This is a genomic window from Burkholderia sp. THE68 (assembly GCF_009938265.1).
Lineage (GTDB): Bacteria > Pseudomonadota > Gammaproteobacteria > Burkholderiales > Burkholderiaceae > Caballeronia.
Map to the genome: position 1 here is coordinate 339,913 of NZ_AP022316.1, position 22,505 is coordinate 362,417.

Consider the following 22,505-nt stretch of genomic DNA (forward strand, 5'->3'; position numbering starts at 1 on the left):
GCTTGCCCTCCCCATGGCGAGCTCAGAGGCTTACTTGGAGGCGACATGAGCAAAGTGACCGTGGACAAAAGTGAGCAGCCGAGGCCCCGCAAGGGTTTCGCGACTCAGCTCATGCACTCGCGTGAGACCGGCATCGTTGGTGCGCTGGTCATCATGGTGGTGCTGCTATCGATTTTCGCGCCGGACTTCGCCAGTAAAGGCAATCTGCTCAATGACGCGCGCAATCTGTCATTCATCGGCATCGTCGTGCTGGGTCAGGCTGCGGTAATGATTACTGGCGGGATCGACCTTTCGGTCGGCAGCGTGTGGGGGCTTGCGGCGGTGGCGTCCGCCGCGATGATGCAAGCGGGCATGGGTGTGGTTCCGGCGTGCGCGCTCACGCTGCTCATTTGCGCCGCCGTTGGCTTCTTCAATGGCTTCTGCGTGACCAAGCTGCGCATGCTGCCGTTCGTTCCGACGCTCGCCACCATGAGCATCGCACGTGCGCTCGCGCTCATCATCACGCGCGGCAAGGCAATCGACGGCTTCCGCCCCGACGGTGACGCGTTCTTCGCACTCGGCGGCGGCGACTTCCTCGACTTGCCGGTTCCCTTCATCATCTTCGTGGTGCTGGCAATCATCGCGGCGATCGTGCTCAAGAGAACGGTCTACGGCCGCCAGCTCTATGCGGTCGGCGGTAACGAACGCGCCGCGATGCTCACTGGCCTGAACGTGGACCGGCTGAAGATGAGCGTCTACATCATGTCCTCTGTCCTCGCGGGTGTCGCGGGCATCATCGAAGTGAGCTACCTTTCGTCCGCGATTTCCAATCAGGGGCTGGGTAAAGAGCTGAGCGTCATCGCGGCGGCGGTGATCGGCGGCACGGCCCTGTCCGGCGGCGAAGGCACCGTGATCGGCGTGTTCGTCGGCACGGTGATTCTCGAAGTGCTGCGCAATGGTCTCGTCTTGCTGGGAACGGACGCTTATTGGCAAGGGGTGTTCGTCGGTTCTGTCATCGTGCTTGCCGTCTTTATCGATCAACTCAGAAAAGGCGTCTGGCGACGTCGATGAGCGCTGTAGCCATAACAATCCTTGGAGAAGACCATGACACGCACCATGATCAGTGCAGTAGCCGCCGCCGTCCTGTTCGGGCTCGGCATCACGCAAGCGCACGCAGCCGACAAGAAGGTTTTCGCCGTCGTGCCGAAGGCGCTCGGCGTCGCTTTCTACGCCGACGCGGAGAAAGGCTGCAAGGAGGAGGCCGCGAAACTCGGCGCGGAGTGCCTGTTCACGGGCCCCGCGCAACTCGATGACGCCGAGCAAGGCCGGATCGTCAGAGACCTGATTACCAAGAAGGTTGCGGGTATCGCGATTGCGCCGAATAACGCCGACTCCATCAGTAACGTCATCAGCGCGGCCGTGGCGAAGAACATCCCGATCGTCACATTCGATTCCGATGCGCCGAAGTCCAAGCGGGCCGCGTTCATCGGCACGAACAACGAGGCGGGCGGAGTGGCCGCCGGCGAAGCATTCGCGAAGGCGCTTCCGAAGGGCGGCACTTACGCGATCCTGACCGGCGGCCTGTCCGCCGCAAATCTGAATGAGCGCATCAAGGGCTTCAAGTCCAAGCTCGACGGCAACTTCAAGGAGGTTTCGGGTTCGCCCTTCGCATGCAACGACGACTCCAGCACGGCGGTGCAGTTGATTCAGGACATTCTCGCGAAGAACCCCAAGCTCGACGGTATCTTCTTCGCAGGCGGCTGGCCGATGTTCGCGCCTGAGGCCTACATTCGCGCCGTCAAGAACAAGGCAGCCGATATCAAGGCGGGCAAGTTCGTGATCGTCTCGTTCGACACGTTGCCATCGCAGGTCAAGCTGCTCAAGGAAGGTTACGCGACCACGCTGATCGGCCAGCGGCCGCTGGCGATGGGCATCGAGTCGGTGAAACAGCTCGATGAGCTTTCAAAGGGCGGAAAGATTCCGCCGGTCACGGATACCGGTGTCGATATCGTGAATTCGTCCAACGTGGACAAGTTCGTCGGCGGCAAGTAATCCGTCCGTGCGGGACCGGGATGTTCCCGGTCCCATGCTTTCCTTGTGAAGAGTGCCGCCATGACCGTTCTATTGAGCGTTGAGCAGATCACCAAGACCTATCCGGGTGTCAAGGCGCTGCAAGAGGTCTCCTTCAGCGTCGAGGCAGGGACCGTGCACGCCATCATGGGCGAGAACGGAGCCGGGAAGTCGACGTTGATGCAGGTCATCGCCGGGGCCCATTCGCCGACTTCGGGCCGGCTCATCTTCGACGGACAGGAAGTCGAGTTCACCAATACGCGCGACGCAGCGAAGAAAGGTATTTCCATCGTCTTCCAGGAGCTGATGCTGGCTTCGAACATGACGATTGCCGAGAACATATTCCTCGGCACCGAGCCGCGCATGGCCCGCGTGCTGGTCGACCGCGGCACGTTGCTGGACAAGGCGCGGGCTGCCATGAAGCGGCTGGGCATCTCGCTCGACCCCGATACGCGTCTGGGCGATTTGACCATCGCACAGCAACAGCTCATCGAAATCTGCAAGGCGCTGATTCATGAGCCGCGCCTGCTCATTCTGGACGAGCCGACATCGAGCCTGTCCGAAGCCGACTCTCTGACGCTCTTCAAGGTGGTTCACGAGTTGCGGGACCGCGGCGTGACCATTCTGTACATCTCGCACCGGATGCGTGAGGTGTTCGACAACTGTGACGCCGTAACCGTCCTGCGGGACGGCAAGCACGTGCGAACCGCGCGGCTTGCCGATACGTCGCCGGATGAAGTGGTCCGCCTCATGGTTGGCCGCGATCTCGCGGAGGTGAAGCGCGTACGGCCAGAGCACGCCGGCAAGCCTGTCGTGCTATCGGTGCAAGGCCTGGGCGATGACCATCGCTATCGCGACGTCTCGTTCTCGCTTCGCCAGGGCGAAATCGTCGGGCTCGCGGGTCTGATCGGAGCGGGCCGCTCGGAAGTGGCGATGGGGATCTTCGGGGCTCCGCCGCCGAAGCACGGGACCGTCTCCGTCGAAGGCAAGCCCGTGAAGATTGCCAGACCGCGCGATGCGATGAGGCTCGGCATTGCGCTCGCGCCCGAAGACCGCAAGGACCAGGGGCTGGTCTTGGGCATGTCGGTCGGCAGCAATCTTTCTCTCGCTGCCCTCGGACTCGGACGCCTGTCGAAAGGACCTGTCGTGCGGCCCATGCAGGAGACACGCCTGATCGACACCTACGTCGGGCGGTTCAAGATCAAAACGCCGACAGTCGAACAGTTGGTGCGGCTCTTGAGCGGCGGCAATCAGCAAAAGGTCGTGCTGGCGAAATGGCTGGCGTCGAAACCGCGCGTGCTCATCGTGGATGAGCCGACACGAGGCGTCGACGTCACGACGAAAGCAGAAATCTACGCGCTGATGCGAGAACTCGCGCACGACGGACTGGCGATTCTCGTCATCTCGAGCGACCTGCCTGAGATTCTTACCATCTCGGACCGTATTCTGGTCATGCGAGCGGGGCAACTGGTCGGCGAGGTTGGCTTCGACGAAGCATCGGAGGAGCGAATCATGTCGCTGGCCGCGCTCGAACATGCCGACCCGGCTCATCCGGAAGTCAAGCCGACTGGATTCGTTTCCTGAACTAACTTCGTGATGGTCTCGTAAAGGAACTTCACCGTGAATAAAGTTGGCATGTTCTACACCTACTGGTCGACTGAATGGATGGTCGACTTTCCGGCGACGGCGAAGCGCATCGCGGGACTCGGCTTCGACATGATGGAAATCTCGCTAGGCGAGTTCCACAATCTTCCGGATGCAAAGAAGCGCGAGCTGAAAACGGTCGCCGACGATCTGGGCCTCACGGTGATGTGCTGCATCGGGCTGAAATCCGAGTATGACTTCGCGTCGCCGGAACAGAGCGTGCGCGACGCCGGCACCGAGTACGTGAAGCGTCTGCTCGATGATTGCCACATGCTCGGCGCACCGGTGTTCGCCGGCCTCACGTTCTGCGCATGGCCGCAGTCGCCGCCGCTCGACATGAAGGACAAGCGTCCGTATGTCGACCGCGCGATCGACAGCGTGCGCCGCGTCATCAAGGTGGCCGAGGGCTACGGCATCATCTATGCGCTGGAAGTGGTGAACCGCTTCGAGCAATGGCTATGCAACGACGCCAAGGAAGCGCTTGCGTTCGCCGATGCGGTGGACAGCCCGGCTTGCAAGGTGCAACTCGACACGTTTCACATGAACATCGAGGAGAGTTCCTTCCGCGATGCGATCCTCGCGTGCAAGGGTAAGCTCGGGCACTTCCATCTCGGTGAAGCGAACCGCCTGCCGCCTGGAGAGGGCCGTCTGCCGTGGGACGAAATCTTCGGCGCGCTGAAGGAAATCGACTACGGCGGGACCATCGTCATGGAGCCCTTCATGCGCAAGGGCGGCTCCGTGAGCCGGGCCGTGGGCGTCTGGCGCGATATGTCGAATGGCGCGACGGACGAGCAGATGGACGAGCGCGCTCGCCGCTCCCTGCAGTTCGTTCGCGGCAAACTGGCTTGAGTGCGCGAGCTAAAAGGCGCCGCGTCGCGTCTCCTCGGTCGCCTTGAAGTTCCGGTTGCTGTTCTCCGGATTCCGGTTCACCAGCGGTCTCGCGTAAAGCGGATGGCGCAGGCTGCGCACCTCATGCTCCAGTTCGAAGCATGGCGCATCGCCTGCAAGATCGATCAGCCGCCGGAACCGATATTGATGAGCCTCCTCGCCATAAGTCAGTCCGTGCGCGGCGAGTCGCGCGTAGGGCCCGGAAAAATCGGCGACGTAAATCTGGATGTGATGCCCGTCGTAGTCCGGGCTGGCGGAGGGCGTTTCGGCATAGATGAGCTGCTGATGTCTGCCGATGCCGATGACCGCCTGTCGGGCGTCGTGTTCTTCGCGGATTTCGACGGACGCATTGAACATTTCCTTGTAGAACGCGGAAATCGCGGCGGCGCATCCGGCCGGGACGTCGAGCCGCACGTAAGCCATACCGAGTTTGATGCCTGACCACGGGGCGCGCGCTTCGGACGCGTCCGGATCGAGACAATCGTAACGGTTGCCCCACGGGCAGGTGACCTCGACGCGATCCTCGCGCTCGGCCCATCCGAAGCCGGTCTGCGCGAGCACGGGCTGAACTTCCCGCAGCCGTTTCAGGAGCGATTCGCGCTGGCCCACGATCAGCCCGACCTGTCCGCGCAGGCGCTGCGCATTGCCGTGCGGCAGATGGATCTGCGACCGGCCTATGTTGATCCACATGTTGCTCACGCCGGTCATCAGATAAGGATCGCGCGTCAGTCCGAGCGCGCTGACATAGAACGCGGTGGCCAGACGCTGATCCGGTATCGTGAGGTTGACGTGTTCGAGCAGCACGAGATTGCCGATATCCTCGTGTGCGCAATCGAAGCGATGCATCTCATGGCCCTCCAGAGTTTTCGATGACAGCGGGCCCGACATAGTGCGCTCGCGGCCGCAGCAAGGTTCCTTCCGTGCTCTGTTCGATCGAATGAGCCATCCAGCCGACACTCCGCGCGATGGAGAACAGCGCAAACGCCGCGCCCTCCGGAAGCTCGCAATGCTCGACCAGCGCGGCGAGCGCCATGTCGATGGCGGGCAGCTTGCCCGTCGATCGTTCGACGCAGTCGATCAGTTCGCGGGCCGCGTCGGGCGCATCGAAGGCGGACAGGAGATCGGCCGCGCGCGGATCGCCCTGCGGATAGAGCTCGTGCCCGAAGCCGGGCAACGCATCGCCAGCCGAGATCCGTCTCTGCACCGCGGCTGCGGTACCCGAGCGCTTCGCATCATCCATGAATTCGCGCACGCGCACGATCGCGTTGCCATGCATCGGGCCGGAGAAGGCGGCGAGTCCCGCGATCATGCTCGCCCCGAGCGACGCCCCCGTCGATGCGGCCACGCGCGCCGCGAATGACGAACTCGTGAGTTCCTGATCGGCCAGCAGAACCAGCACGCGGCGCAGCAGATCCGCATGATGCGGGACGCCCCATGCATCCGCGATCCGCAGATGCAACGAATCCTCATCCAAACGCAGTTCGACGAAATTGCTGGCGAGGCGGCCGACGAGTGCGGCGGCCCGCGCCACGCGTTCCGCGCCATCGCATGCGGATTCCATCCGATCGCTCGCCGCTGAATGAGCCAACGCGGCATAGACACGCGCGCTGACCGGTCCATCGAATGGTATCGGCTCGAAGGAAGGAAAGCGCGGCGGTTCGTCCATGTTCCATAGCAACTGCGCGATCTGTTCCAGCGTCGCCGATGCAGCCAGTCGCACCGCGTCCTGGCCGCGATAGTAAAGCCGCCCGCGCACGATCGTGGAGATGCTCGTATCGATGATCGGCTCGCCCCAGGCCATCGTGCTGGCCGCGATGTTCTTGCGCGCTCGTCCGAGGCTGCGTTTCTTCACGAGCGCCGCGATATCCGCCGCGCGATACAGATTGCGGTTCGCGTGCTGCGGGTCGCCCTGGACTTCGATCTGACCGCGGCTGACATAGGCGTAGAGCGTCTGCTTGCGCACGTTCAGGGCTTCGCAGGCCTCTTCCTGAGTCATCCAGTGCTTCACGTTGATCGAATCAATCAAGATTGACGGTCGTCCACGGCGTCGGTGTAATGCGAGACATAAATCAGCCCCGACTCGTTCAGGGGCATGAAACAGGAGATATCAGTGGCTACAGAGCGAACGACCCAGTATATAGCGAGCACGACAGCCCGCACGACGCGCACGCGTTATTCGATCCTCGCGATGATCCTGCTGCTGGCCACGGTGGCCTACGCGGATCGCGCCATCCTGTCGATCGCGGGTCCCGGCATATCGAAGCAGTTCGGCCTGAATCACGTGCAATTGGGCTATGTGCTGTCGGCCTTCAGCTGGGCGTATGTCGTCGGGCAGATACCGGGCGGTTTGCTGCTTGACCGCCTCGGCACCAAGACCATGTACGGCGCGACGCTGGTCCTGTGGTCCATCGCGACGATGCTCGTTGGCTTCATCGGCAACGTCACTTCGGATCTCTCGGTTGCGCTCGGGCTCTTGTTCGCGCTGCGCTTCGCGCTCGGGCTGATCGAAGCGCCGAGCTTTCCCGCCAACGGCCGCGTCGCGGTCATGTGGTTTCCCAAGGAAGAACGCGGCCTTGCCACGTCGTTGTTCGCATCGGCATCGTATTTCGCCGTGGCGATCTTTTCGCCGTTCGCGGGATGGCTCACGTCGCGCTTCGGCTGGCCCGCTCCGTTCATCGCGCTGGGCGTGATCGGCATCGCGGCGGCGGGCGTGTGGGCCGTCGTCATGTACGAGCCGCGTAATCATCCGCGCGTGTCGAGCAGCGAACTCGATCACATCATCGCAGGTGGCGCGATGGTCGATATCGACTCGAAGCACGAGCTCAAGTCGCGCCCCCCGGTCTCGTCCGGCGTGATGCGCGTGCTGCTCGCCAATCGCATGCTCTGGTGCGCGTATATCGGGCAGTATTGCACTATCGCGCTGAGCTATTTCTTCATCACCTGGTTTCCGATCTACCTCGTTCAGGCACGCGGCATGAACGTGATGCAGGCCGGTTTCGCGACGATGGTGCCGGCCGTGGCGGGCTTCCTCGGCGGCATTGTGGGCGGCACGATCTCCGACTGGCTCATTCGTCGCGGATGGAGCGTGTCGTGGGCCCGCAAGACGCCGTATATCGTCGGCATGACGATGGGTTGCAGCCTCGTTCTTTCCGCCGTCACCGAAAGCAATATCGCGATCGTTCTGCTGATGACGCTGGCCTTCTTCGGCAAGGGCGCGGCCGCCGGCGCGGGGACGTGGGCCGTCGTCAGCGACACGGCTCCGCGCGAGGCAGTCGGGCTGGCCGGCGCGATCTTCAATTGCATCGGGAACATTGGCGGCATCGTGACGCCGATCGCCTTCGGCTATATCGTGCAGGCGACGGGCGGCTACACTGTCGGACTCTACTTCGTCGCCGCGCATTGCCTGGTGGCGGCCATCGTCTATCTGTTCTTCATGGGCAAGATCGAGCGCGTCACGATGAGTTGATCGCAGTTCCACGCTTCGCTCTGTGTCTTTGCATAACGTCATCACCGAATCCGAACCATGACCAAGCCGATCATCCTCAATGCGGCAGAATTGCCCGAATGGACGCACGCAGAACTCAGAGCGCTATTTACCGTGCTCGATCTTCCGCGCGATCCTTCATCCATCGGCGCATTTCTGAACGAACACGGCAGCAAGGTTCGCGGCATCGCGCTGCGTAAAACGAAGATCGATACGGCATTCCTCGATGCGCTGCCCGCGCTGGAGATCATCTCGAGCTACAGCGCGGGACTGGATAACGTGGACATTCAGGCGACGCGCGCGCGCGGCATCCGCATCGAGAATACCTCGCACATTCTGGCCGAAGACGTGGCGAATGCGGCGGTCGGGCTGGCGCTCGCGGTCACGCGCGACTTCGTCAATGCGGACGCCTACGTTCGCTCGGGACAATGGCCCGTGCAAGGGCATTACCGGCTGGGCCGGTCCATCTCGCGCATGAAGGTCGGCATCGTGGGGCTGGGTACCATCGGCTCGGCCATCGCGCAGCGGTTGCGGGCGTTCGGTTCGAAGCTCGCGTACTTCGGTCCCAGCCGCAAGGCCGTCGATATGCCGTACTACGACGACGTCGTGCGGCTCGCGCGAGACAGCGACATGCTGATCCTTACGTGCCCGCTTTCGCCCGCGACCCATCATCTGATCGACGCGAAGGTCATCGATGCGCTCGGGCCCGACGGATTCCTCGTGAACATCGCGCGCGGTCCGGTCGTCGATGAACGTGCGCTCATCGCGGCGCTTGCAGCGGACAAGCTGGCGGGCGCCGCGCTCGACGTGTTCGAGCACGAACCCGACGTTCCCGAAGCGCTCATCCGTGATCGCAGGCTGGTGCTTACACCGCATATCGGTTCCGGAACGGAAGAGACGCGTCGCGCCATGGCGGAAAATGTCGTCGATGCGTTGGCGAAGCACTTCGATATCAATGGGCCGCGCGACGGGGCGGTCGTCGACGCTGAACTGGAACGCGCCGGCTGAGGTTTTTCAGGTCACATGCGCTGCGATTTGCATATCGGAAGTTTCCGATATATACTTCGCCTCAAGACGATTCGGAAGGCCACGCTTTCCGTTCGTCAGACGCATGAGCAACGAAATGGACATCGACGCAATTCACAAGGCCCTCGCCAACCCCCTTCGCCGTGAGATTCTCGAATGGCTGAAGGAGCCGGAACGACATTTTCCGAATCAGGAACTGCCGTTGCTGCATGGCGTCTGCGCGGGCCAGATCGATGGACGCTGCGGCATGTCGCAGTCGACCGTTTCCGCGCATCTCGCGACCTTGCACAAAGCCGGACTCGTCACCACGAAGCGCGTCGGACAATGGGTGTTCTTCAAGCGCGACGAAGCGGTCATTCAGGCGTTCCGCGATTCGATGAACATGCTTTGAGCGTCTGACTTTCCTTTCGGTGATGGGCTGCTTTCAATTTCATTAGGACACCAATTCATGTCGACACTCTTCGATCCGCTCAAGGTTGGCGCACTCACGCTCAAGAACCGCATCATCATGGCGCCGCTCACGCGTCAGCGCGCAGGCGTCGAACGCGTGCCCAATGCGCTGATGGCGCAGTACTACGCGGACCGCGCATCGGCCGGTCTCATTCTGAGCGAGGCGACCTCGGTCACGCCGCAAGGCGTCGGCTATGCGGACACGCCGGGCATCTGGTCCGACGAGCAAGTGGAAGGCTGGAAGCGCGTGACGAAGGCCGTGCACGAAGCCGGCGGCAAGATCTTCCTGCAGTTGTGGCACGTGGGCCGTATTTCGGATCCGCTGTTTCTGAACGGCGAACTGCCGGTGGCGCCAAGCGCGATCGCGGCGGGCGGGCATGTGAGCCTCGTGCGCCCGCAGCGTCCGTTCGTGACGCCGCGCGCGCTCGAACTCGACGAAATCGCCGGCGTGGTCGCGGCGTTCCGCAAGGGTGCGGAGAATGCGAAGCGCGCGGGCTTCGACGGTGTGGAAGTACACGGCGCGAACGGCTATCTGCTCGACCAGTTCCTGCAGGACAGCACCAATAAGCGTACCGATGCCTACGGCGGCCCGATCGAGAACCGTGCGCGTCTGCTGCTCGAAATCGTCGACCAGTGTATCGACGTGTGGGGCGCGGATCGCGTCGGCGTGCATCTCGCGCCGCGCGCCGATTCGCACACGATGGGCGACAGCGATCGCGCCTCGACCTTCGGCTATGTGGCGCGCGAGCTCGGCCGTCGCAAGATCGCGTTCATCGCGGCGCGCGAGCATGAAGCCGCGGACAGCCTCGGGCCGCAACTGAAGAAGGCATTCGGTGGCGTGTATATCGTGAACGAAGGCTTTTCGAAGGCGAGCGCCGAAGCCATCATCGCGCGCGGCGATGCGGATGCGGTCGCGTGGGGCAAGCCGTTCATCGCGAATGCGGATCTCGTGCGCCGCTTCGAACTCGATGCCGGTCTCAATGACTGGGATACGTCGACGTTCTACGCGCCCGGCGCGCAGGGCTACACGGATTATCCGCTGCTCGAAACGGCGGAGTGACGTACTTCGAGGTTTGCGCTTCGAAACAAAAACAGCGGCCGAGGCCGCTGTTTCTGTTTATGGCGATACGTGAAGTTCGGAAACCGAAGCTCAGAACTTGTGGCGGATGCCCACGCGGAACGCGAGCTGGTTGTTGTCGCCCAGTCCCGACGTGCCGAAGTAGCTCGACGAGGAAGAACCGATCGATGCCTGATTCTCGATGCCGTTGTTCGAGCCCGACGCCTTCTGATAGACCGCGAGCGCGTACACGTCGGTGCGCTTGCTCAACGCGTAGTCGAAGCTCGCGTCGATCTGGTGCCAGTGGCCCTTGAAGTTGTCGTACATGTCCATGTACGTATAGCCGAGGCCAGCCGTGATCGCGGACGTGAATGCGTACTTGCCGCCGATGTCGAACGCGTTCAGACGCGAGCTCGAACCGACGATCGGCTCGAAGCGCGTGTTGGTCCACAGGCCGAAAACCGTCGCCGCGCCGAACGCGTAGTTCGCACCGATGCCGAAGGTGCGCAGGTCCTTCGCGTTGTTGGTCGTGCCGGTCGTGTTGATGTTGGCGATCGTCGAGCTGAAGGCCGGCGTCGCAGCCGTCGGATAGCGGATGTCCGTGTAAGCGGCGCCGATGCCGAACGGGCCCGCCTTGTAGTTCAGGCCGAAGCTGTAGGCGCGCGACGAACCCGGGGTCGTCGTGGTGCCGACCGTCGTGTTGGGCGAGCCCGCGAACGCGCCGGCCGTGTTCGAGAAGCCGTACATCGCACCGAACGTGAAGCCGTAGAAATTCGCGCTCGAGAACTTCACCGCGTTGTTGATACGGCTCGACGTCAACTGGTCGAAGTCGTTCATGTGGTACGCGTAGTTACCCGCGACGGTCTGGCCGCCGATCGAATAATTCGAGCCGAGGTAGTCGGTGCTGAAGCTGTACTGACGACCGAAGGTCAGCGAGCCGACGTCGTTCTTCGAGAGACCGACGAATGCCTGACGGCCGAATTCCGCGCCGCCCTGACCGAGCGCGCCGGTGCCGCTGTTGAAGCCGTTTTCCAACGTGAAGATTGCCTTCAGGCCGCCGCCGAGATCCTCGGCGCCTTTCAGGCCCCAGCGGCTGCCTTGCGCAACGCCGTCGTCGTATTTCACGAGGGAGTCGCCGGCGCGCGTCGGGCTGGTGGAGCTGTTGTTCACGTAGCTTATGCCGGCGTCGATGATGCCGTACAGCGTGACGCTGCTTTGCGCATGAGCGGAGGTGGCTGCGAGGGCGGCAAAGGCGGCGAGCGCGGCGGTCGCCAAGAGATTCTTCTTCAAAACATGCTCCGTGAGTTGGTTCGCGGTGTGGTTGTTGACGGTGTCTGCAGTGCGTCGCGCTCTGACGGCGCGTGGCGTCGACGGGCGCAAATGTAGCGATGGCTGAAGAAAGAAATGTGACAGTGCTTTCAAACGCCTTGCCGTGTGTCGCGCGTACAACACCGCCGCACGGGCACGGTATGCTTGCGGTTCGATGACACGCGAGCGAAATCATGGACGAGCAAGGAATCCGCGAACTGGAAGCGCGCCTGAAGCAGGCGATGGTGGCGTCGGATGTCGACGCGCTCGATGCGCTATTGGCCGACGACCTCAGCTTCGTCGACGCGACCGGCAAAGTGTGGTCGAAGGCCGACGATCTGAACGGGCATCGTTACGGCATGCAGCGCATCGAGAAGCTGGACGTGGAGGAGCAGAGCGTGCGCGTGTACGGCAGCTTCGCCGTCACGGTGACGCGTGTGGCGCTGTCCGGAACGTTCGCGGGCGCGCCGTTCGCGGGCAGCTTGCGCTACACGCGAACGTGGGGCGAGGTCGGCGGGACATGGCGCGTCGTGGCCGCGCAATGCGGCCTCGCGCCGTTCTAGAAAATCGCTATCAGGCCGACAGCAGCGAGCCGGTCCGATAAGCCTTCGCACCCGCGATACGCGCCACCTCCAGCCCGGCCGTCGCGAAGCGTGTGATGTGCCGCGCGTACATCACGCCGGAGGTCGTGCATTTGAGCGTCGTGACGGTGTCGGTGAGCGGATCGACGATATCGGCGATGGCTTCGCCCGCTTCGATGAACGCGCCGACCTGCGCACGGAACACGAGCACGCCGGACGCGGGCGCGACGATCGGTTCGGCGCCCGCGAGCGGCGTCGCGGGGTACGCGAGCGGCGGCTGCTCCGGCATAGGCGCATCGATCACGCCGCGATGGATCATGTAGTTGACGATCGCCTGCGCGTCTTGCTCCGCGAGTTCATACGACACGTCGTGCTGGCTGCGCAGTTCGACCGTCACCGAGATGCCGCCGTTCGGCAGCGGGAAGCGCTCGCCGTATCGCTGACGCAAGTCCGACCAGCAGAAGCTGTGAATTTCGTCGAACGGATTGCCGACCGAATTCAGCGCGAGCAGCGACGCCTTTGCGTCGAGATAGCGCGCGAGCGGCTCCACTTCCGCCCAGATTTCCGGGTTCGTGTAGAGATGCAGCGCGGCGTCGAGATCGCAGTGCAGGTCGAGCACGACATCGGCGTCGAAGGACAGCTTCTGCAACGCGAGGCGTTGCGATTCGAGTTCGGTGTGCGGGGTCTGTTCGTCGAGCGCTTCTTTCATCGCGGCGCGCACGGCGAGCTTGTTCGCGTCGGCGTCTTTGCCGAGGCGCGCCTCGATGCGCGGCGCGATCAGCGCGGCGAGATCGTAGAAATTGCGGTTGAAATTGTGGCCGCTGTTGGTTTCGAAACGGCCCATCAGCGTGCCGTGCAGATGCTGCGAGAGGCCGATCGGATTCGGCACCGGCACGATCACCACTTCGCCGCGCAGTTTGCCGGCGGCTTCGAGTTCCGCGAGCTGACGGCGCAGACGCCACGCGACGAGCATGCCGGGCAGCTCGTCCGCGTGCAGCGAGGATTGGATATAGATTTTCTGGCCGCCGCCGGGGCCGTAGTGAAAGCTCGTGATGTTGCGGGAAGTGCCGAGCGTCGGCGAGATCAGGGGATGGATTCTGGTTTGCATGTTGGTCGCGCGCGCGATGCGCGTGTCTTGCCTCTGGGAATTGCCGGGCGCCGCGGTGTCTCCGTCCGTCAGCGTCCTACCGGACGTTCGATCTTAGCCGAAATCCGCGCGCCGGGCGCCCAAAAGCAAAACGGGCTCCGCGCCCTTGAGCGCGGAGCCCGTCCGTCAGCCGGTCAGGGCCGGGTGTTCGGCTCAGCCGCCGTACACGTCGAAGTCGAAGTACTTCTTCTCGATCTTCTTGTAGGTGCCGTCCTTGATGATGTCGGCGATCGCCTTGTCGATCTTCGCCTTCAGGTCGGTGTCTTCCTTGCGCAGACCGATGCCAGCGCCGTTGCCGAGCGTCTTCGGATCGTCGATGTTCTTGCCCGCGAAGTCGTAGCCAGCGCCGCGCGGCGTCTTCAGGAAGCCGATTTCAGCCTGCACGGCATCCTGCAGGGCGGCGTCGAGGCGGCCCGAGGTCAGATCGGCATAGACCTGATCCTGGTTCTGGTACGGCGTGACCGTCACGCCCTTCGGCGCCCAGTAGGTCTTCGCGTAGGTTTCCTGGATCGTGCCCTGTTCGACGCCGACGTTCTTGCCCTTCAGGCTGTCAGCCGTCGGCAGGATGTTGCTGCCTTTCTTGGCGACGAGACGCGTCGGCGTGTTGAACAGCTTGCTCGAGAAGGCGATCTGCTCGGCGCGTTGCGGGGTCATCGACATCGACGAGAGCACGCCGTCGAACTTCTTCGCCTTGAGCGCGGGGATCATGCCGTCGAAATCGTTCTCCACCCACACGCATTTCGCCTTCAGGCGCGAGCAGATCTCATTGCCGAGATCGATGTCGAAACCGACCAGCTTGCCGTCGGAACCTTTCGATTCGAACGGCGGATAGCTTGCGTCGACACCGAAGCGGATCGTCGAATAGTCCTTCGCCTGAGCAGCCGTGACGGCGGTGAGCGACGTGGCGGCCAGAAGGGACATCGTCAGTGCCGCGAGCAGTTTCTTCACTGTTTTAACTCCAGAAGGTGGTCAGTTCAGCCCGGAAGGTCTCGTGTCCGGGCGTCCGGCGCGTCGTTGAGCCGGCGCATGTCATTCGGCGGATCGTGTCCGCGCAGAATCGGCAGAAGGTTACCAAGCCAAAATAGTTCGGGAGCTAGTAAAAGCCCCGATAGCAAGGGCTTTAGAGCTTTTCCTCTCTTCGCGTGACCGTTCAGCGCTTTCTCAACGGATGATCCTTCAGGAACCACGACAGCCCGAACGCGATGAGCGCCACGCACGCGGCAACGAGATAGACCGTGTGCATCGAGCCCGCGAACGCATGCAGATAGTCGTCGTGCAAGGCGGGCGGCAGATGCGCGACCGCCTGCGGCCCGAGCGATTGCGGCAACTCTGTGCCCGCCGGCACGAGCTTTTCGAGTCGCGAGTGCAGGCTATTTGAAAAGATCGCGCCGAACGCCGCCACGCCGACCGAGCCGCCGATCGAACGGAACAGCGTCGCGCTCGACGTGGCCACGCCCATCAGCCGGAATTCGACGACGTTCTGCACCGCGAGCACGAGCACCTGCATCACCATGCCGAGCCCGAGGCCTAGCAGCGCCATGTAGATGTTCATGATGGAGAGCGGCGTGTCGAGGCTGAGCGTCGAGAGCAGCAGCATCGCGATGCTGACGCACGCGGTGCCCGCGATCGGGAAGAAGCGATACTTGCCGATCTTGCTGATGACGCGCCCGCTCACGATCGACGAAAGCAGCACGCCGCCCATCATCGGCGTGATCTGCAGTCCGGCCTGCGAGGGCGTCGAACCTTTCACGACCTGCAGGTAGAGCGGCAGGAACGTGACCGCGCCAAACAGCGCGCAGCCGACGATGAAGCCGATCAGACCCGCGAGCACGAAAGTGCGCTCCTTAAAGAGCGAGAGCGGCATGATCGGCTCGGCGGCGATGCGTTCCTCGTAGACGAAGCCGCCGAGGCACACGAGTCCGAGCAGCAGCGTGCCCCAGAGTTGCGGCGAGCTCCACGGCAGCAGCGTGCCGCCCTCGCTCGTGAACAGGATGATGCAGGTGAGCGCCGCCGCGAGAAAGCCCGCGCCCATATAGTCCACGCGATGATTCACATGCGCGGTATGCGGCTTGAAGACGAGCTGGATCACCGCGAGCGCGATCACGCCGAGCGGCAGGTTGATGTAGAAGATCCAGCGCCACGACAGATGCTCGACGATAAAGCCGCCGAGCAGCGGACCGACGACCGTGGCCAGCCCGTACACGCCGCCGAAGAGACCCTGGAAGCGGCCACGATCGGCGGGCGGGATGACATCGGCGATGGCGGCCATCGTGATGACCATGAGTCCGCCGCCGCCCAGACCCTGGAGGGCGCGCAACGCGATCAGCTGCGTCATGTTCTGCGCGATGCCGCAGAGTATCGAGCCGGCGAGAAAGATCAGGATCGACGCCTGAAGCACGACCTTGCGGCCGAACTGGTCGCCGAACTTGCCGTAGAGCGGCACGACGATCGTCGAGCTGAGCAGGTAGGACGTGACGACCCACGAGAGATTTTCGAGCCCGCCGAGATCGCCGACGATGGTCGGCAGCGCGGTGGACACGATGGTCTGATCGAGCGCGCCGAGCAGCATCACGAGCAGAAGCGCCGTGAACAGCAGCCGGATGGGCGGTTTCGCTGCGATGCCGGTTTCGTCGGGCGCTTGCTCGCCCGCGACGGCGGTTTGATGCAAAGATGTCATGTTGAGTGCTGGAGCGGTACGAATCCACAACCGGGCGAACGGCCCGTTTCATCACGTGGATTGTAATTAATTAACGTGAAAGTTAATATAGTCGAGTGGACGAAGCTAGTCAAATTCTTATATGGCAAACGACGTGATGGACACGGGCGCGGGCGCGTCGGGGAGCGCAGCGGCGGGAAAGCGGCCCGGCCGCCGGCCTGGGCGGCCGAGCGGGGCGCACGGCGAACAGGCGCGCACGCAATTGCTGGATATCGCGCTCGAACTGTTTGCGCGGCAGGGCATCGGCGAAACGACGCTCGGCGCGATCGCGCGCGAGGCAGGCGTCACGCCGGCGATGGTCCACTATTACTTCAAGACGCGCGATCAGTTGCTCGACATGCTGATCGACGAGCGCTTCGTGCCGTTGCGCGCGGAACTCGCGCGCGTGTTCAACGATCCCGATTCCGAACCGGTGGAAACGCTGCGCGCTTTCGTGGAAACGCTCGTCGCGACGGTCGAACGGTATCCGTGGTTCGCGGCGTTATGGGTCCGCGAAATGATCAGCGAAGGCGGCTTGCTGCGCCAGCGCATGGCCGAGCGCTTCGGCGACGCGCACAAGGAGCGCGCGATCGAGCGCATCGCCGGCTGGCAGAAGGAAGGCAAGCTGAATCCGGCACTGGAGCCGTCGCTCGTATTCGCGTCGCTGTTCGGCCTGGCCGTGTTTCCGCTCGCGACGTCGCGCTGGCGCGGGGAGGGCGAGCACACGGTCGGCTCGGAGCAGCTCGCGCGGCACGTCGTTGCGTTGCTGATGAACGGGATTCAGCCGTATTGAGGGCGCGCCTCCGGCACACTTACGCAGCTTTCAGCTCAATATGCGGATGCAGCCCGACGCGTACCGCGAGCGCCAGCAACATATCGAGGCTGAATTTGTCCCATTTTCCGCGAGTCAGATCGGAAATGCGCGGCTGACTGAGCCCGAGCGATTGCGCGGCCTGTGCCTGCGTCCAGCCTCGCGCGACAATGACTTCCCGCAACGAGGCCATGAGGTCGGCGCGCAATTTGAGCAGTGTCGCTTCTTCTTCCGAGAAACCGAGATCGGAGAAGACGTTGCCGCTCGATTCGATGATGGATTCGCTCATGCTTCAACCTCCGATCTGGCGATAGCGGCGTGCCGCGAGCTCGATGTCTTCCCGGGGCGTTTTCTGTGCTTTCTTCTGAAACGCGTGCAGCACATAGACTGCGTCTTCGAATTTCGCGACATAGAGTACGCGCCATTCGCCTTCGACATGAATGCGGATCTCATAGGCTCCCATGCCGACTGTCGGCATGGGCTTGAAATCGTCCGGCATGAAGCCGCGTTGGATCGCGTCTAGCTGAAAACCAGTTTCACGACGCGCCTCAGCGGGAAAGTTGCGCAGGTCATCCAGAGCGGAGCCGATGAAGCGGAGAAATTTCATGCCAACCGAATATACAAGTATATGTATATTTTCAGCTTTGACAATGATCAATCTGTCGCACATTCGGCGACACGGTGCGCAGATGCTGCGAGTCAGCGTTCCGTATGCCAAAATCCGCAAAACGTACCTAATCGGCCGCCAATATTCGAATATGTCCGATACGCTCAACACAGTCGAAGCAGATCATGCGATGCGCAACTGGACGTACCGGTCGACGGGGAAGATTCCGGTCGGTTCCGACCTGCACAAGCGGATGTTCTGCGAGATGCTGCTGACGACGCACAACCCGTACAAGCCCGCCGTCATCGACTGGCCGAAGCTCGATCCGGCCGCGTTGAAGCGCGTGACCTCGCTGCCGATCTGGGACATCGCCGTGCAGACGGAAGGGCGCGCGTCGATTCGCGTGGCGACCTACGCGGGCACCGTCGACGATGCGCAATTGCGCGAAGCGCTGCGCATGAACGGCGGCGAAGAAGCGCGTCACAAGCTGGTGCTGTCGAAGCTGGTGGAAGCGTACGGGATCGCGCTTGCGCCCGAGCCGCCGTACCCCGCGCCCGCCGATCCGCTGCGCGCATGGATGCTCACGGGCTACAGCGAGTGCATCGACAGTTTCTTTGCGTTCGGTCTTTTCGAGGCGGCGCGGCAGTCCGGATACTTTCCTGAAGCGCTCGTCGAAACCTTCGAGCCAGTGATTCAGGAAGAAGCGCGCCATATTCTTTTCTTCGCGAACTGGGTCGCGTGGTATCGGCGCAACCTGCCGTGGTATCGCAAGCCGTGGTTTCTGGCGAAGACCGCGAGCGTGTGGTTCTCGCTGATCCGCGATCGCATCTCGCTGGCGCGCGGCTTCGACAAGAGCGGCGCCGCGCAGGACGCCAATTTCCCCGCGAACGTCAGCGACTCGGTGGCGGGCGAGGTATCGGTTCGCTCGTTGATCGAACTGTGTCTCGCCGAAAACGACCGCCGCATGGGCGGCTACGATGCGCGCCTCTTGCGTCCGGTGACCGTGCCGAAACTCGCGCGCCTCGCGCTGCGCTTCATCAGGAAATAAGCCGCACTCACTCCGCCGGTTTCGACGCCGCGTCGAACCGGCGTGACGCTTCCTCGACGTCCTGCCGGAACTGCGCAAGCGCCGCCAGTTGCGCGTTCGGCGGTTGCAGCGCCGTCCACAGCACTTCCACAAGTTCATTCGCCGTCGTCTCGATCTGAGTCTGACTCAGGCGGCGTTTCGCGAGTGTCGCGTCCCACAGCACGTGTTCCATCGGACCGAAGACGAGCGAGCGCAAAAGGCGCAGCGGCACATCGTTGCGCACGTGTCCGAGCGCCTGGCCGCGCGCTAGCACCTCCATCAGCGGAGCGGTATAGCGGCGCTGCAACTCCGTCAACGTATCCGACAGATCGTGCTGCTTCGTGCGCCCCTCCGACAGCACCAGCGCGCAAAGCCCGGTGCCGTTCATCAGCATCAGCCGCATGTGCGTCCGGACGATGAACGCGAACTGCTGCCGCACCGAGCCGTCACGCGGAAGGCCGGTTTCGAACGCATTGATGATTTCGTCATACCAGTCCGCGATCACGCGCGCGCACAACTCGCGCTTGCCGCTGAAATAGCTGAATACGGTCGCTTCCGAAATGCCCGCGCGCTGCGCGATCTCGGCGCTCGTCGCGGCGTCGTAGCCCTTTTCGGCGAAGACGTCGCGGCCCGCCTGCAGGATGTCTTTCACGCGCTGCTGCGATTTGACCCCGGCGGGCGCGCGGCGGCCGGTGGCGGTGGTTTGCGTCGACATGGGCAAGGGCGTTGCGATGAGCGTTTGAACTAAATGTGAGCGTAGCTCAAAAATATATTGACGGCTAGGCGATTTGAGCGTGAAATTGCCCCATCCCATGGTTTGTTGCCCTGTGTGAGTGAAACTCAAATTTCAGGGCGCACCGAAAACATCGCATTTGGAGGAGACGACCCCATGAGCACCGTACCCGGCCTGAATTTCGCGTTGGGCGAAGACATCGACATGCTGCGCGACTCGCTCGCCAATTTCGCAGCGAAGGAAATCGCGCCGCGCGCGGGCGAAATCGACCACTCCGACCAGTTCCCGATGGACCTCTGGAAGAAGTTCGGCGACCTCGGCGTGCTCGGCATGACGGTCTCCGAGGAATACGGCGGCGCGAACATGGGCTACACCGCGCACATGGTCGCGATGGAAGAGATCTCGCGCGCGTCGGCGTCGGTGGGTCTGTCGTATGGCGCGCATTCGAATCTGTGCGTGAACCAGATTCATCGCAACGGCACGGAAGCGCAAAAGCAGAAGTATCTGCCGAAGCTGGTGTCGGGCGAGCACATCGGCGCGCTCGCGATGAGCGAGCCGAACGCGGGTTCCGACGTCGTCAGCATGAAGCTGCGCGCCGAGGAAAAGGGCGATCACTACGTGCTCAACGGCACGAAGATGTGGATCACCAACGGCCCGGACTGCGACACGCTCGTCGTGTACGCGAAGACGGACATCGAAGCCGGCCCGCGCGGCATCACGGCGTTCATCGTCGAGAAGGGCATGAAGGGCTTTTCCGTCGCGCAGAAGCTCGACAAGCTCGGCATGCGCGGCTCGCATACCGGCGAACTCGTGTTCGAGAACGTCGAAGTGCCGAAGGAGAATATCCTCGGTCAACTGAACGGCGGCACGAAGGTACTGATGAGCGGCCTCGACTACGAGCGCGCGGTGCTCGCGGGCGGCCCGACCGGCATCATGCTCGCGTGCATGGACGCGGTCGTGCCGTATATCCACGACCGCAAGCAGTTCGGCCAGGCGATCGGCGAGTTCCAGCTGATTCAGGGCAAGGTCGCCGACATGTACTCGACGCTGCAAGCCTGCCGCGCGTATCTCTACGCGGTCGGCCGCCAGCTCGACACGCTCGGCTCGGGCCACGTGCGTCAGGTGCGCAAGGACTGCGCGGGCGTCATTCTCTACACCGCCGAAAAGGCGACGTGGATGGCGGGCGAAGCGATTCAGATTCTCGGCGGCAATGGCTACATCAACGAGTATCCGGTCGGCCGTCTGTGGCGCGACGCGAAGCTCTATGAGATCGGCGCGGGCACGAGCGAGATCCGCCGCATGCTGATCGGTCGCGAACTGTTTGCCGAGACGGCTTGAGGGCGCGCGACATGGCGATCATCGAATCGAAACTGAATCCGCGCGGCGAGGAATTCCGCACCAACGTGCAAGCGCTCGACGCGCTCGTCGCGGACCTCAAAGAGAAAATCGCGAAGATCGCGGAGGGCGGCGGACAGGCCGCGCGCGATCGGCACGTGTCGCGCAACAAGCTGTTGCCGCGTGATCGCATCGCGCAACTGCTCGATCCGGGCACGCCGTTTCTCGAACTCTCGCAACTCGCCGCGTACGGCATGTACAACGACGACGCGCCGGGCGCGGGCATCATCACGGGTATCGGGCGCATCGCGGGGCAGGAGTGCGTGGTCGTGTGCAACGACGCGACAGTCAAGGGCGGCACGTACTATCCCGTCACCGTGAAGAAGCATTTGCGCGCGCAGGAAATCGCCGAGCAGAACCGCCTGCCGTGCGTGTATCTCGTCGATTCGGGCGGCGCGAACCTGCCGAATCAGGACGACGTGTTTCCCGACCGCGATCACTTCGGCCGCATCTTCTACAACCAGGCGAATCTTTCGGCGCAGGGCATCGCGCAGATCGCGGTGGTGATGGGCTCGTGCACCGCGGGCGGCGCATACGTGCCCGCGATGAGCGATGAATCGATCATCGTGAAGAATCAAGGCACGATCTTTCTGGGCGGCCCGCCGCTGGTCAAGGCGGCGACGGGCGAAGAAGTCAGCGCCGAAGATCTCGGCGGCGGCGACGTGCATACGCGTCTGTCCGGCGTCGTCGATCATCTCGCGCAAAACGATGCGCACGCGCTCGGCATTGCGCGCAGCATCGTCGGCAATCTGAATCGCGTGAAGACGCCGACGCTCGCATTGAAAGAGCCGCTGCCGCCGCGCTACGACCCGCAGAGCGTCTACGGCGTGATTCCGGTCGATACGCGCAAGCCCTTCGACGTGCGCGAAGTGATCGCGCGCATCGTCGACGATTCCGCTTTCGACGAGTTCAAGGCGCGCTACGGCACCACGCTCGTCTGCGGCTTCGCGCATATCTGGGGGCATCCGGTCGGCATCGTCGCGAACAACGGCATTCTGTTCAGCGAGTCGGCGCTGAAGGGCGCGCATTTCATCGAACTGTGCGCGCAACGCAAGATTCCGCTGGTGTTCCTGCAGAACATCACGGGCTTCATGGTCGGCCGCAAGTACGAAAACGAAGGCATCGCGCGCAATGGCGCGAAGATGGTGACGGCCGTTGCGACCGCGAAGGTGCCGAAGTTCACGGTGATCATCGGCGGCTCGTTCGGCGCGGGCAATTACGGCATGTGCGGCCGCGCGTATTCGCCGCGCTTCCTGTGGATGTGGCCGAACGCGCGCATCTCGGTGATGGGCGGCGAGCAGGCGGCATCCGTGCTCGCGACGGTGCGGCGCGACGGCATCGAGAAGAAGGGCGGCACGTGGTCGAAGGAAGAAGAGGAAGCGTTCAAGGCGCCGATTCGCGACCAGTACGAGGCGCAAGGGCATCCGTACTACGCGAGCGCGCGTCTGTGGGATGACGGCGTGATCGACCCGGCGCAGACACGCGACGTGCTCGGTCTCGGTCTTGCCGCGACATTGAACGCACCCATCGAAGACACGCGCTTCGGCGTGTTCCGCATGTGACC

The 22,505-nt window shown here is 63.0% G+C and carries 22 protein-coding genes; 13 read left to right on the forward strand and 9 right to left on the reverse strand.

Annotated elements, in window-relative coordinates:
• Positions 1-45: 45 nt before the first annotated feature.
• Genes BTHE68_RS15055 through BTHE68_RS15070 form a run of 4 tightly spaced genes read left to right on the forward strand, consistent with a single transcriptional unit; the run spans position 46 to position 4,542 of the window.
• Positions 46-1,050 (forward strand): ABC transporter permease, encoded by a 1,005-nt coding sequence (locus BTHE68_RS15055; RefSeq protein WP_162067144.1) that lies wholly within the window; start codon positions 46-48, stop codon positions 1,048-1,050.
• A gap of 33 nt (positions 1,051-1,083) precedes the next feature.
• Positions 1,084-2,031, forward strand: coding sequence for a sugar-binding protein (locus BTHE68_RS15060; protein WP_162067145.1), 948 nt, complete (start codon positions 1,084-1,086; stop codon positions 2,029-2,031).
• Between the two features lie 60 nt (positions 2,032-2,091).
• On the forward strand, positions 2,092-3,633 hold the full coding sequence (locus BTHE68_RS15065) for a sugar ABC transporter ATP-binding protein (RefSeq protein ID WP_162067146.1): 1,542 nt from the start codon (positions 2,092-2,094) through the stop codon (positions 3,631-3,633).
• 36 nt (positions 3,634-3,669) lie between these two features.
• Complete coding sequence (locus tag BTHE68_RS15070; RefSeq protein ID WP_162067147.1) at positions 3,670-4,542, forward strand: D-psicose 3-epimerase; 873 nt, start codon at positions 3,670-3,672, stop codon at positions 4,540-4,542.
• A gap of 9 nt (positions 4,543-4,551) precedes the next feature.
• On the opposite strand, the gene BTHE68_RS15075 is transcribed toward BTHE68_RS15070, so the two are convergent.
• Together BTHE68_RS15075 and BTHE68_RS15080 are read right to left on the reverse strand one after the other, a co-directional pair.
• Entirely contained in the window at positions 4,552-5,427 is an 876-nt protein-coding gene (locus BTHE68_RS15075) for a VOC family protein (protein WP_162067148.1), read from the reverse strand.
• Between the two features lies 1 nt (position 5,428).
• On the reverse strand, positions 5,429-6,607 hold the full coding sequence (locus BTHE68_RS15080; protein WP_232077999.1) for a citrate synthase family protein: 1,179 nt from the start codon (positions 6,605-6,607) through the stop codon (positions 5,429-5,431).
• Between the two features lie 84 nt (positions 6,608-6,691).
• On the opposite strand from BTHE68_RS15080, the gene BTHE68_RS15085 reads away from it, so the two are divergent.
• The 4 genes from BTHE68_RS15085 (at position 6,692) to BTHE68_RS15100 (ending at position 10,601) form a co-directional block, all read left to right on the forward strand.
• Positions 6,692-8,047, forward strand: a complete 1,356-nt coding sequence (locus BTHE68_RS15085; RefSeq protein ID WP_162067149.1) for an MFS transporter — start codon at positions 6,692-6,694, stop codon at positions 8,045-8,047.
• Between the two features lie 57 nt (positions 8,048-8,104).
• On the forward strand, positions 8,105-9,073 hold the full coding sequence (locus tag BTHE68_RS15090) for a 2-hydroxyacid dehydrogenase (RefSeq protein WP_162067150.1): 969 nt from the start codon (positions 8,105-8,107) through the stop codon (positions 9,071-9,073).
• Positions 9,074-9,176: 103 nt separating this feature from the next.
• Complete coding sequence (locus tag BTHE68_RS15095) at positions 9,177-9,482, forward strand: ArsR/SmtB family transcription factor (RefSeq protein WP_174258047.1); 306 nt, start codon at positions 9,177-9,179, stop codon at positions 9,480-9,482.
• 57 nt (positions 9,483-9,539) lie between these two features.
• Complete coding sequence (locus BTHE68_RS15100; protein WP_162067152.1) at positions 9,540-10,601, forward strand: alkene reductase; 1,062 nt, start codon at positions 9,540-9,542, stop codon at positions 10,599-10,601.
• Between the two features lie 90 nt (positions 10,602-10,691).
• On the opposite strand, the gene BTHE68_RS15105 is transcribed toward BTHE68_RS15100, so the two are convergent.
• Positions 10,692-11,888, reverse strand: coding sequence for a porin (locus BTHE68_RS15105; protein WP_162067153.1), 1,197 nt, complete (start codon positions 11,886-11,888; stop codon positions 10,692-10,694).
• Positions 11,889-12,100: 212 nt separating this feature from the next.
• Between BTHE68_RS15105 and BTHE68_RS15110 the strand changes: the two genes are divergently transcribed.
• Complete coding sequence (locus tag BTHE68_RS15110; protein WP_162067154.1) at positions 12,101-12,469, forward strand: nuclear transport factor 2 family protein; 369 nt, start codon at positions 12,101-12,103, stop codon at positions 12,467-12,469.
• A gap of 10 nt (positions 12,470-12,479) precedes the next feature.
• Here BTHE68_RS15110 and BTHE68_RS15115 read toward each other — a convergent pair whose 3' ends face one another.
• The 3 genes from BTHE68_RS15115 to BTHE68_RS15125 form a co-directional block, all read right to left on the reverse strand.
• Positions 12,480-13,595 carry a succinylglutamate desuccinylase/aspartoacylase family protein gene (locus tag BTHE68_RS15115; RefSeq protein ID WP_162067155.1) on the reverse strand — a complete coding sequence of 372 codons (1,116 nt, stop codon included), beginning with the start codon at positions 13,593-13,595 and terminating at the stop codon, positions 12,480-12,482.
• Positions 13,596-13,787: 192 nt separating this feature from the next.
• Positions 13,788-14,582 carry an ABC transporter substrate-binding protein gene (locus BTHE68_RS15120; RefSeq protein ID WP_061174550.1) on the reverse strand — a complete coding sequence of 265 codons (795 nt, stop codon included), beginning with the start codon at positions 14,580-14,582 and terminating at the stop codon, positions 13,788-13,790.
• Between the two features lie 202 nt (positions 14,583-14,784).
• Positions 14,785-16,311 carry an MDR family MFS transporter gene (locus BTHE68_RS15125; RefSeq protein ID WP_174258048.1) on the reverse strand — a complete coding sequence of 509 codons (1,527 nt, stop codon included), beginning with the start codon at positions 16,309-16,311 and terminating at the stop codon, positions 14,785-14,787.
• 121 nt (positions 16,312-16,432) lie between these two features.
• Between BTHE68_RS15125 and BTHE68_RS15130 the strand changes: the two genes are divergently transcribed.
• The gene (locus tag BTHE68_RS15130) at positions 16,433-17,122 is read left to right on the forward strand and encodes a TetR/AcrR family transcriptional regulator (protein WP_162067156.1); all 690 of its coding nucleotides are present in this window, start codon (positions 16,433-16,435) and stop codon (positions 17,120-17,122) included.
• Positions 17,123-17,141: 19 nt separating this feature from the next.
• Here BTHE68_RS15130 and BTHE68_RS15135 read toward each other — a convergent pair whose 3' ends face one another.
• Positions 17,142-17,429, reverse strand: coding sequence for a helix-turn-helix domain-containing protein (locus BTHE68_RS15135; RefSeq protein WP_162067157.1), 288 nt, complete (start codon positions 17,427-17,429; stop codon positions 17,142-17,144).
• A 3-nt stretch (positions 17,430-17,432) separates the two neighbouring features.
• Complete coding sequence (locus tag BTHE68_RS15140; protein ID WP_162067158.1) at positions 17,433-17,747, reverse strand: type II toxin-antitoxin system RelE/ParE family toxin; 315 nt, start codon at positions 17,745-17,747, stop codon at positions 17,433-17,435.
• Positions 17,748-17,898: 151 nt separating this feature from the next.
• Here BTHE68_RS15140 and BTHE68_RS15145 point away from each other — a divergent pair, with 151 nt between their 5' ends.
• Positions 17,899-18,795, forward strand: a complete 897-nt coding sequence (locus BTHE68_RS15145) for a ferritin-like domain-containing protein (RefSeq protein WP_162067159.1) — start codon at positions 17,899-17,901, stop codon at positions 18,793-18,795.
• A 7-nt stretch (positions 18,796-18,802) separates the two neighbouring features.
• Here the strand turns inward: BTHE68_RS15145 and BTHE68_RS15150 are convergent, their stop codons facing one another.
• Positions 18,803-19,528: a TetR/AcrR family transcriptional regulator gene (locus tag BTHE68_RS15150; RefSeq protein ID WP_162067160.1), complete on the reverse strand. Its 726-nt coding sequence runs from the start codon at positions 19,526-19,528 to the stop codon at positions 18,803-18,805.
• A 174-nt stretch (positions 19,529-19,702) separates the two neighbouring features.
• Between BTHE68_RS15150 and BTHE68_RS15155 the strand changes: the two genes are divergently transcribed.
• Both BTHE68_RS15155 and BTHE68_RS15160 read left to right on the forward strand, forming a co-directional pair.
• A complete protein-coding gene (locus BTHE68_RS15155) occupies positions 19,703-20,884 on the forward strand; it encodes an isovaleryl-CoA dehydrogenase (protein ID WP_162067161.1) in 1,182 nt (393 codons plus the stop codon).
• A gap of 11 nt (positions 20,885-20,895) precedes the next feature.
• The gene (locus BTHE68_RS15160; protein WP_162067162.1) at positions 20,896-22,503 is read left to right on the forward strand and encodes a carboxyl transferase domain-containing protein; all 1,608 of its coding nucleotides are present in this window, start codon (positions 20,896-20,898) and stop codon (positions 22,501-22,503) included.
• The last annotated feature ends 2 nt before the right edge of the window (positions 22,504-22,505 follow it).

Excerpts from the sequence above, each read along its gene's own strand:
- BTHE68_RS15055 (WP_162067144.1), top strand. The coding sequence starts at position 46 with ATGAGCAAAGTGACCGTGGACAAAAGTGAGCAGCCGAGGCCCCGCAAG.
- BTHE68_RS15060 (WP_162067145.1), top strand. The coding sequence starts at position 1,084 with ATGACACGCACCATGATCAGTGCAGTAGCCGCCGCCGTCCTGTTCGGG.
- BTHE68_RS15065 (WP_162067146.1), top strand. The coding sequence starts at position 2,092 with ATGACCGTTCTATTGAGCGTTGAGCAGATCACCAAGACCTATCCGGGT.
- BTHE68_RS15075 (WP_162067148.1), bottom strand. The coding sequence starts at position 5,427 with ATGCATCGCTTCGATTGCGCACACGAGGATATCGGCAATCTCGTGCTG.
- BTHE68_RS15090 (WP_162067150.1), top strand. The coding sequence starts at position 8,105 with ATGACCAAGCCGATCATCCTCAATGCGGCAGAATTGCCCGAATGGACG.
- BTHE68_RS15095 (WP_174258047.1), top strand. The coding sequence starts at position 9,177 with ATGAGCAACGAAATGGACATCGACGCAATTCACAAGGCCCTCGCCAAC.
- BTHE68_RS15100 (WP_162067152.1), top strand. The coding sequence starts at position 9,540 with ATGTCGACACTCTTCGATCCGCTCAAGGTTGGCGCACTCACGCTCAAG.
- BTHE68_RS15110 (WP_162067154.1), top strand. The coding sequence starts at position 12,101 with ATGGACGAGCAAGGAATCCGCGAACTGGAAGCGCGCCTGAAGCAGGCG.
- BTHE68_RS15115 (WP_162067155.1), bottom strand. The coding sequence starts at position 13,595 with ATGCAAACCAGAATCCATCCCCTGATCTCGCCGACGCTCGGCACTTCC.
- BTHE68_RS15125 (WP_174258048.1), bottom strand. The coding sequence starts at position 16,311 with ATGACATCTTTGCATCAAACCGCCGTCGCGGGCGAGCAAGCGCCCGAC.
- BTHE68_RS15130 (WP_162067156.1), top strand. The coding sequence starts at position 16,433 with ATGGCAAACGACGTGATGGACACGGGCGCGGGCGCGTCGGGGAGCGCA.
- BTHE68_RS15135 (WP_162067157.1), bottom strand. The coding sequence starts at position 17,429 with ATGAGCGAATCCATCATCGAATCGAGCGGCAACGTCTTCTCCGATCTC.
- BTHE68_RS15140 (WP_162067158.1), bottom strand. The coding sequence starts at position 17,747 with ATGAAATTTCTCCGCTTCATCGGCTCCGCTCTGGATGACCTGCGCAAC.
- BTHE68_RS15145 (WP_162067159.1), top strand. The coding sequence starts at position 17,899 with ATGTCCGATACGCTCAACACAGTCGAAGCAGATCATGCGATGCGCAAC.
- BTHE68_RS15150 (WP_162067160.1), bottom strand. The coding sequence starts at position 19,528 with ATGTCGACGCAAACCACCGCCACCGGCCGCCGCGCGCCCGCCGGGGTC.
- BTHE68_RS15155 (WP_162067161.1), top strand. The coding sequence starts at position 19,703 with ATGAGCACCGTACCCGGCCTGAATTTCGCGTTGGGCGAAGACATCGAC.
- BTHE68_RS15160 (WP_162067162.1), top strand. The coding sequence starts at position 20,896 with ATGGCGATCATCGAATCGAAACTGAATCCGCGCGGCGAGGAATTCCGC.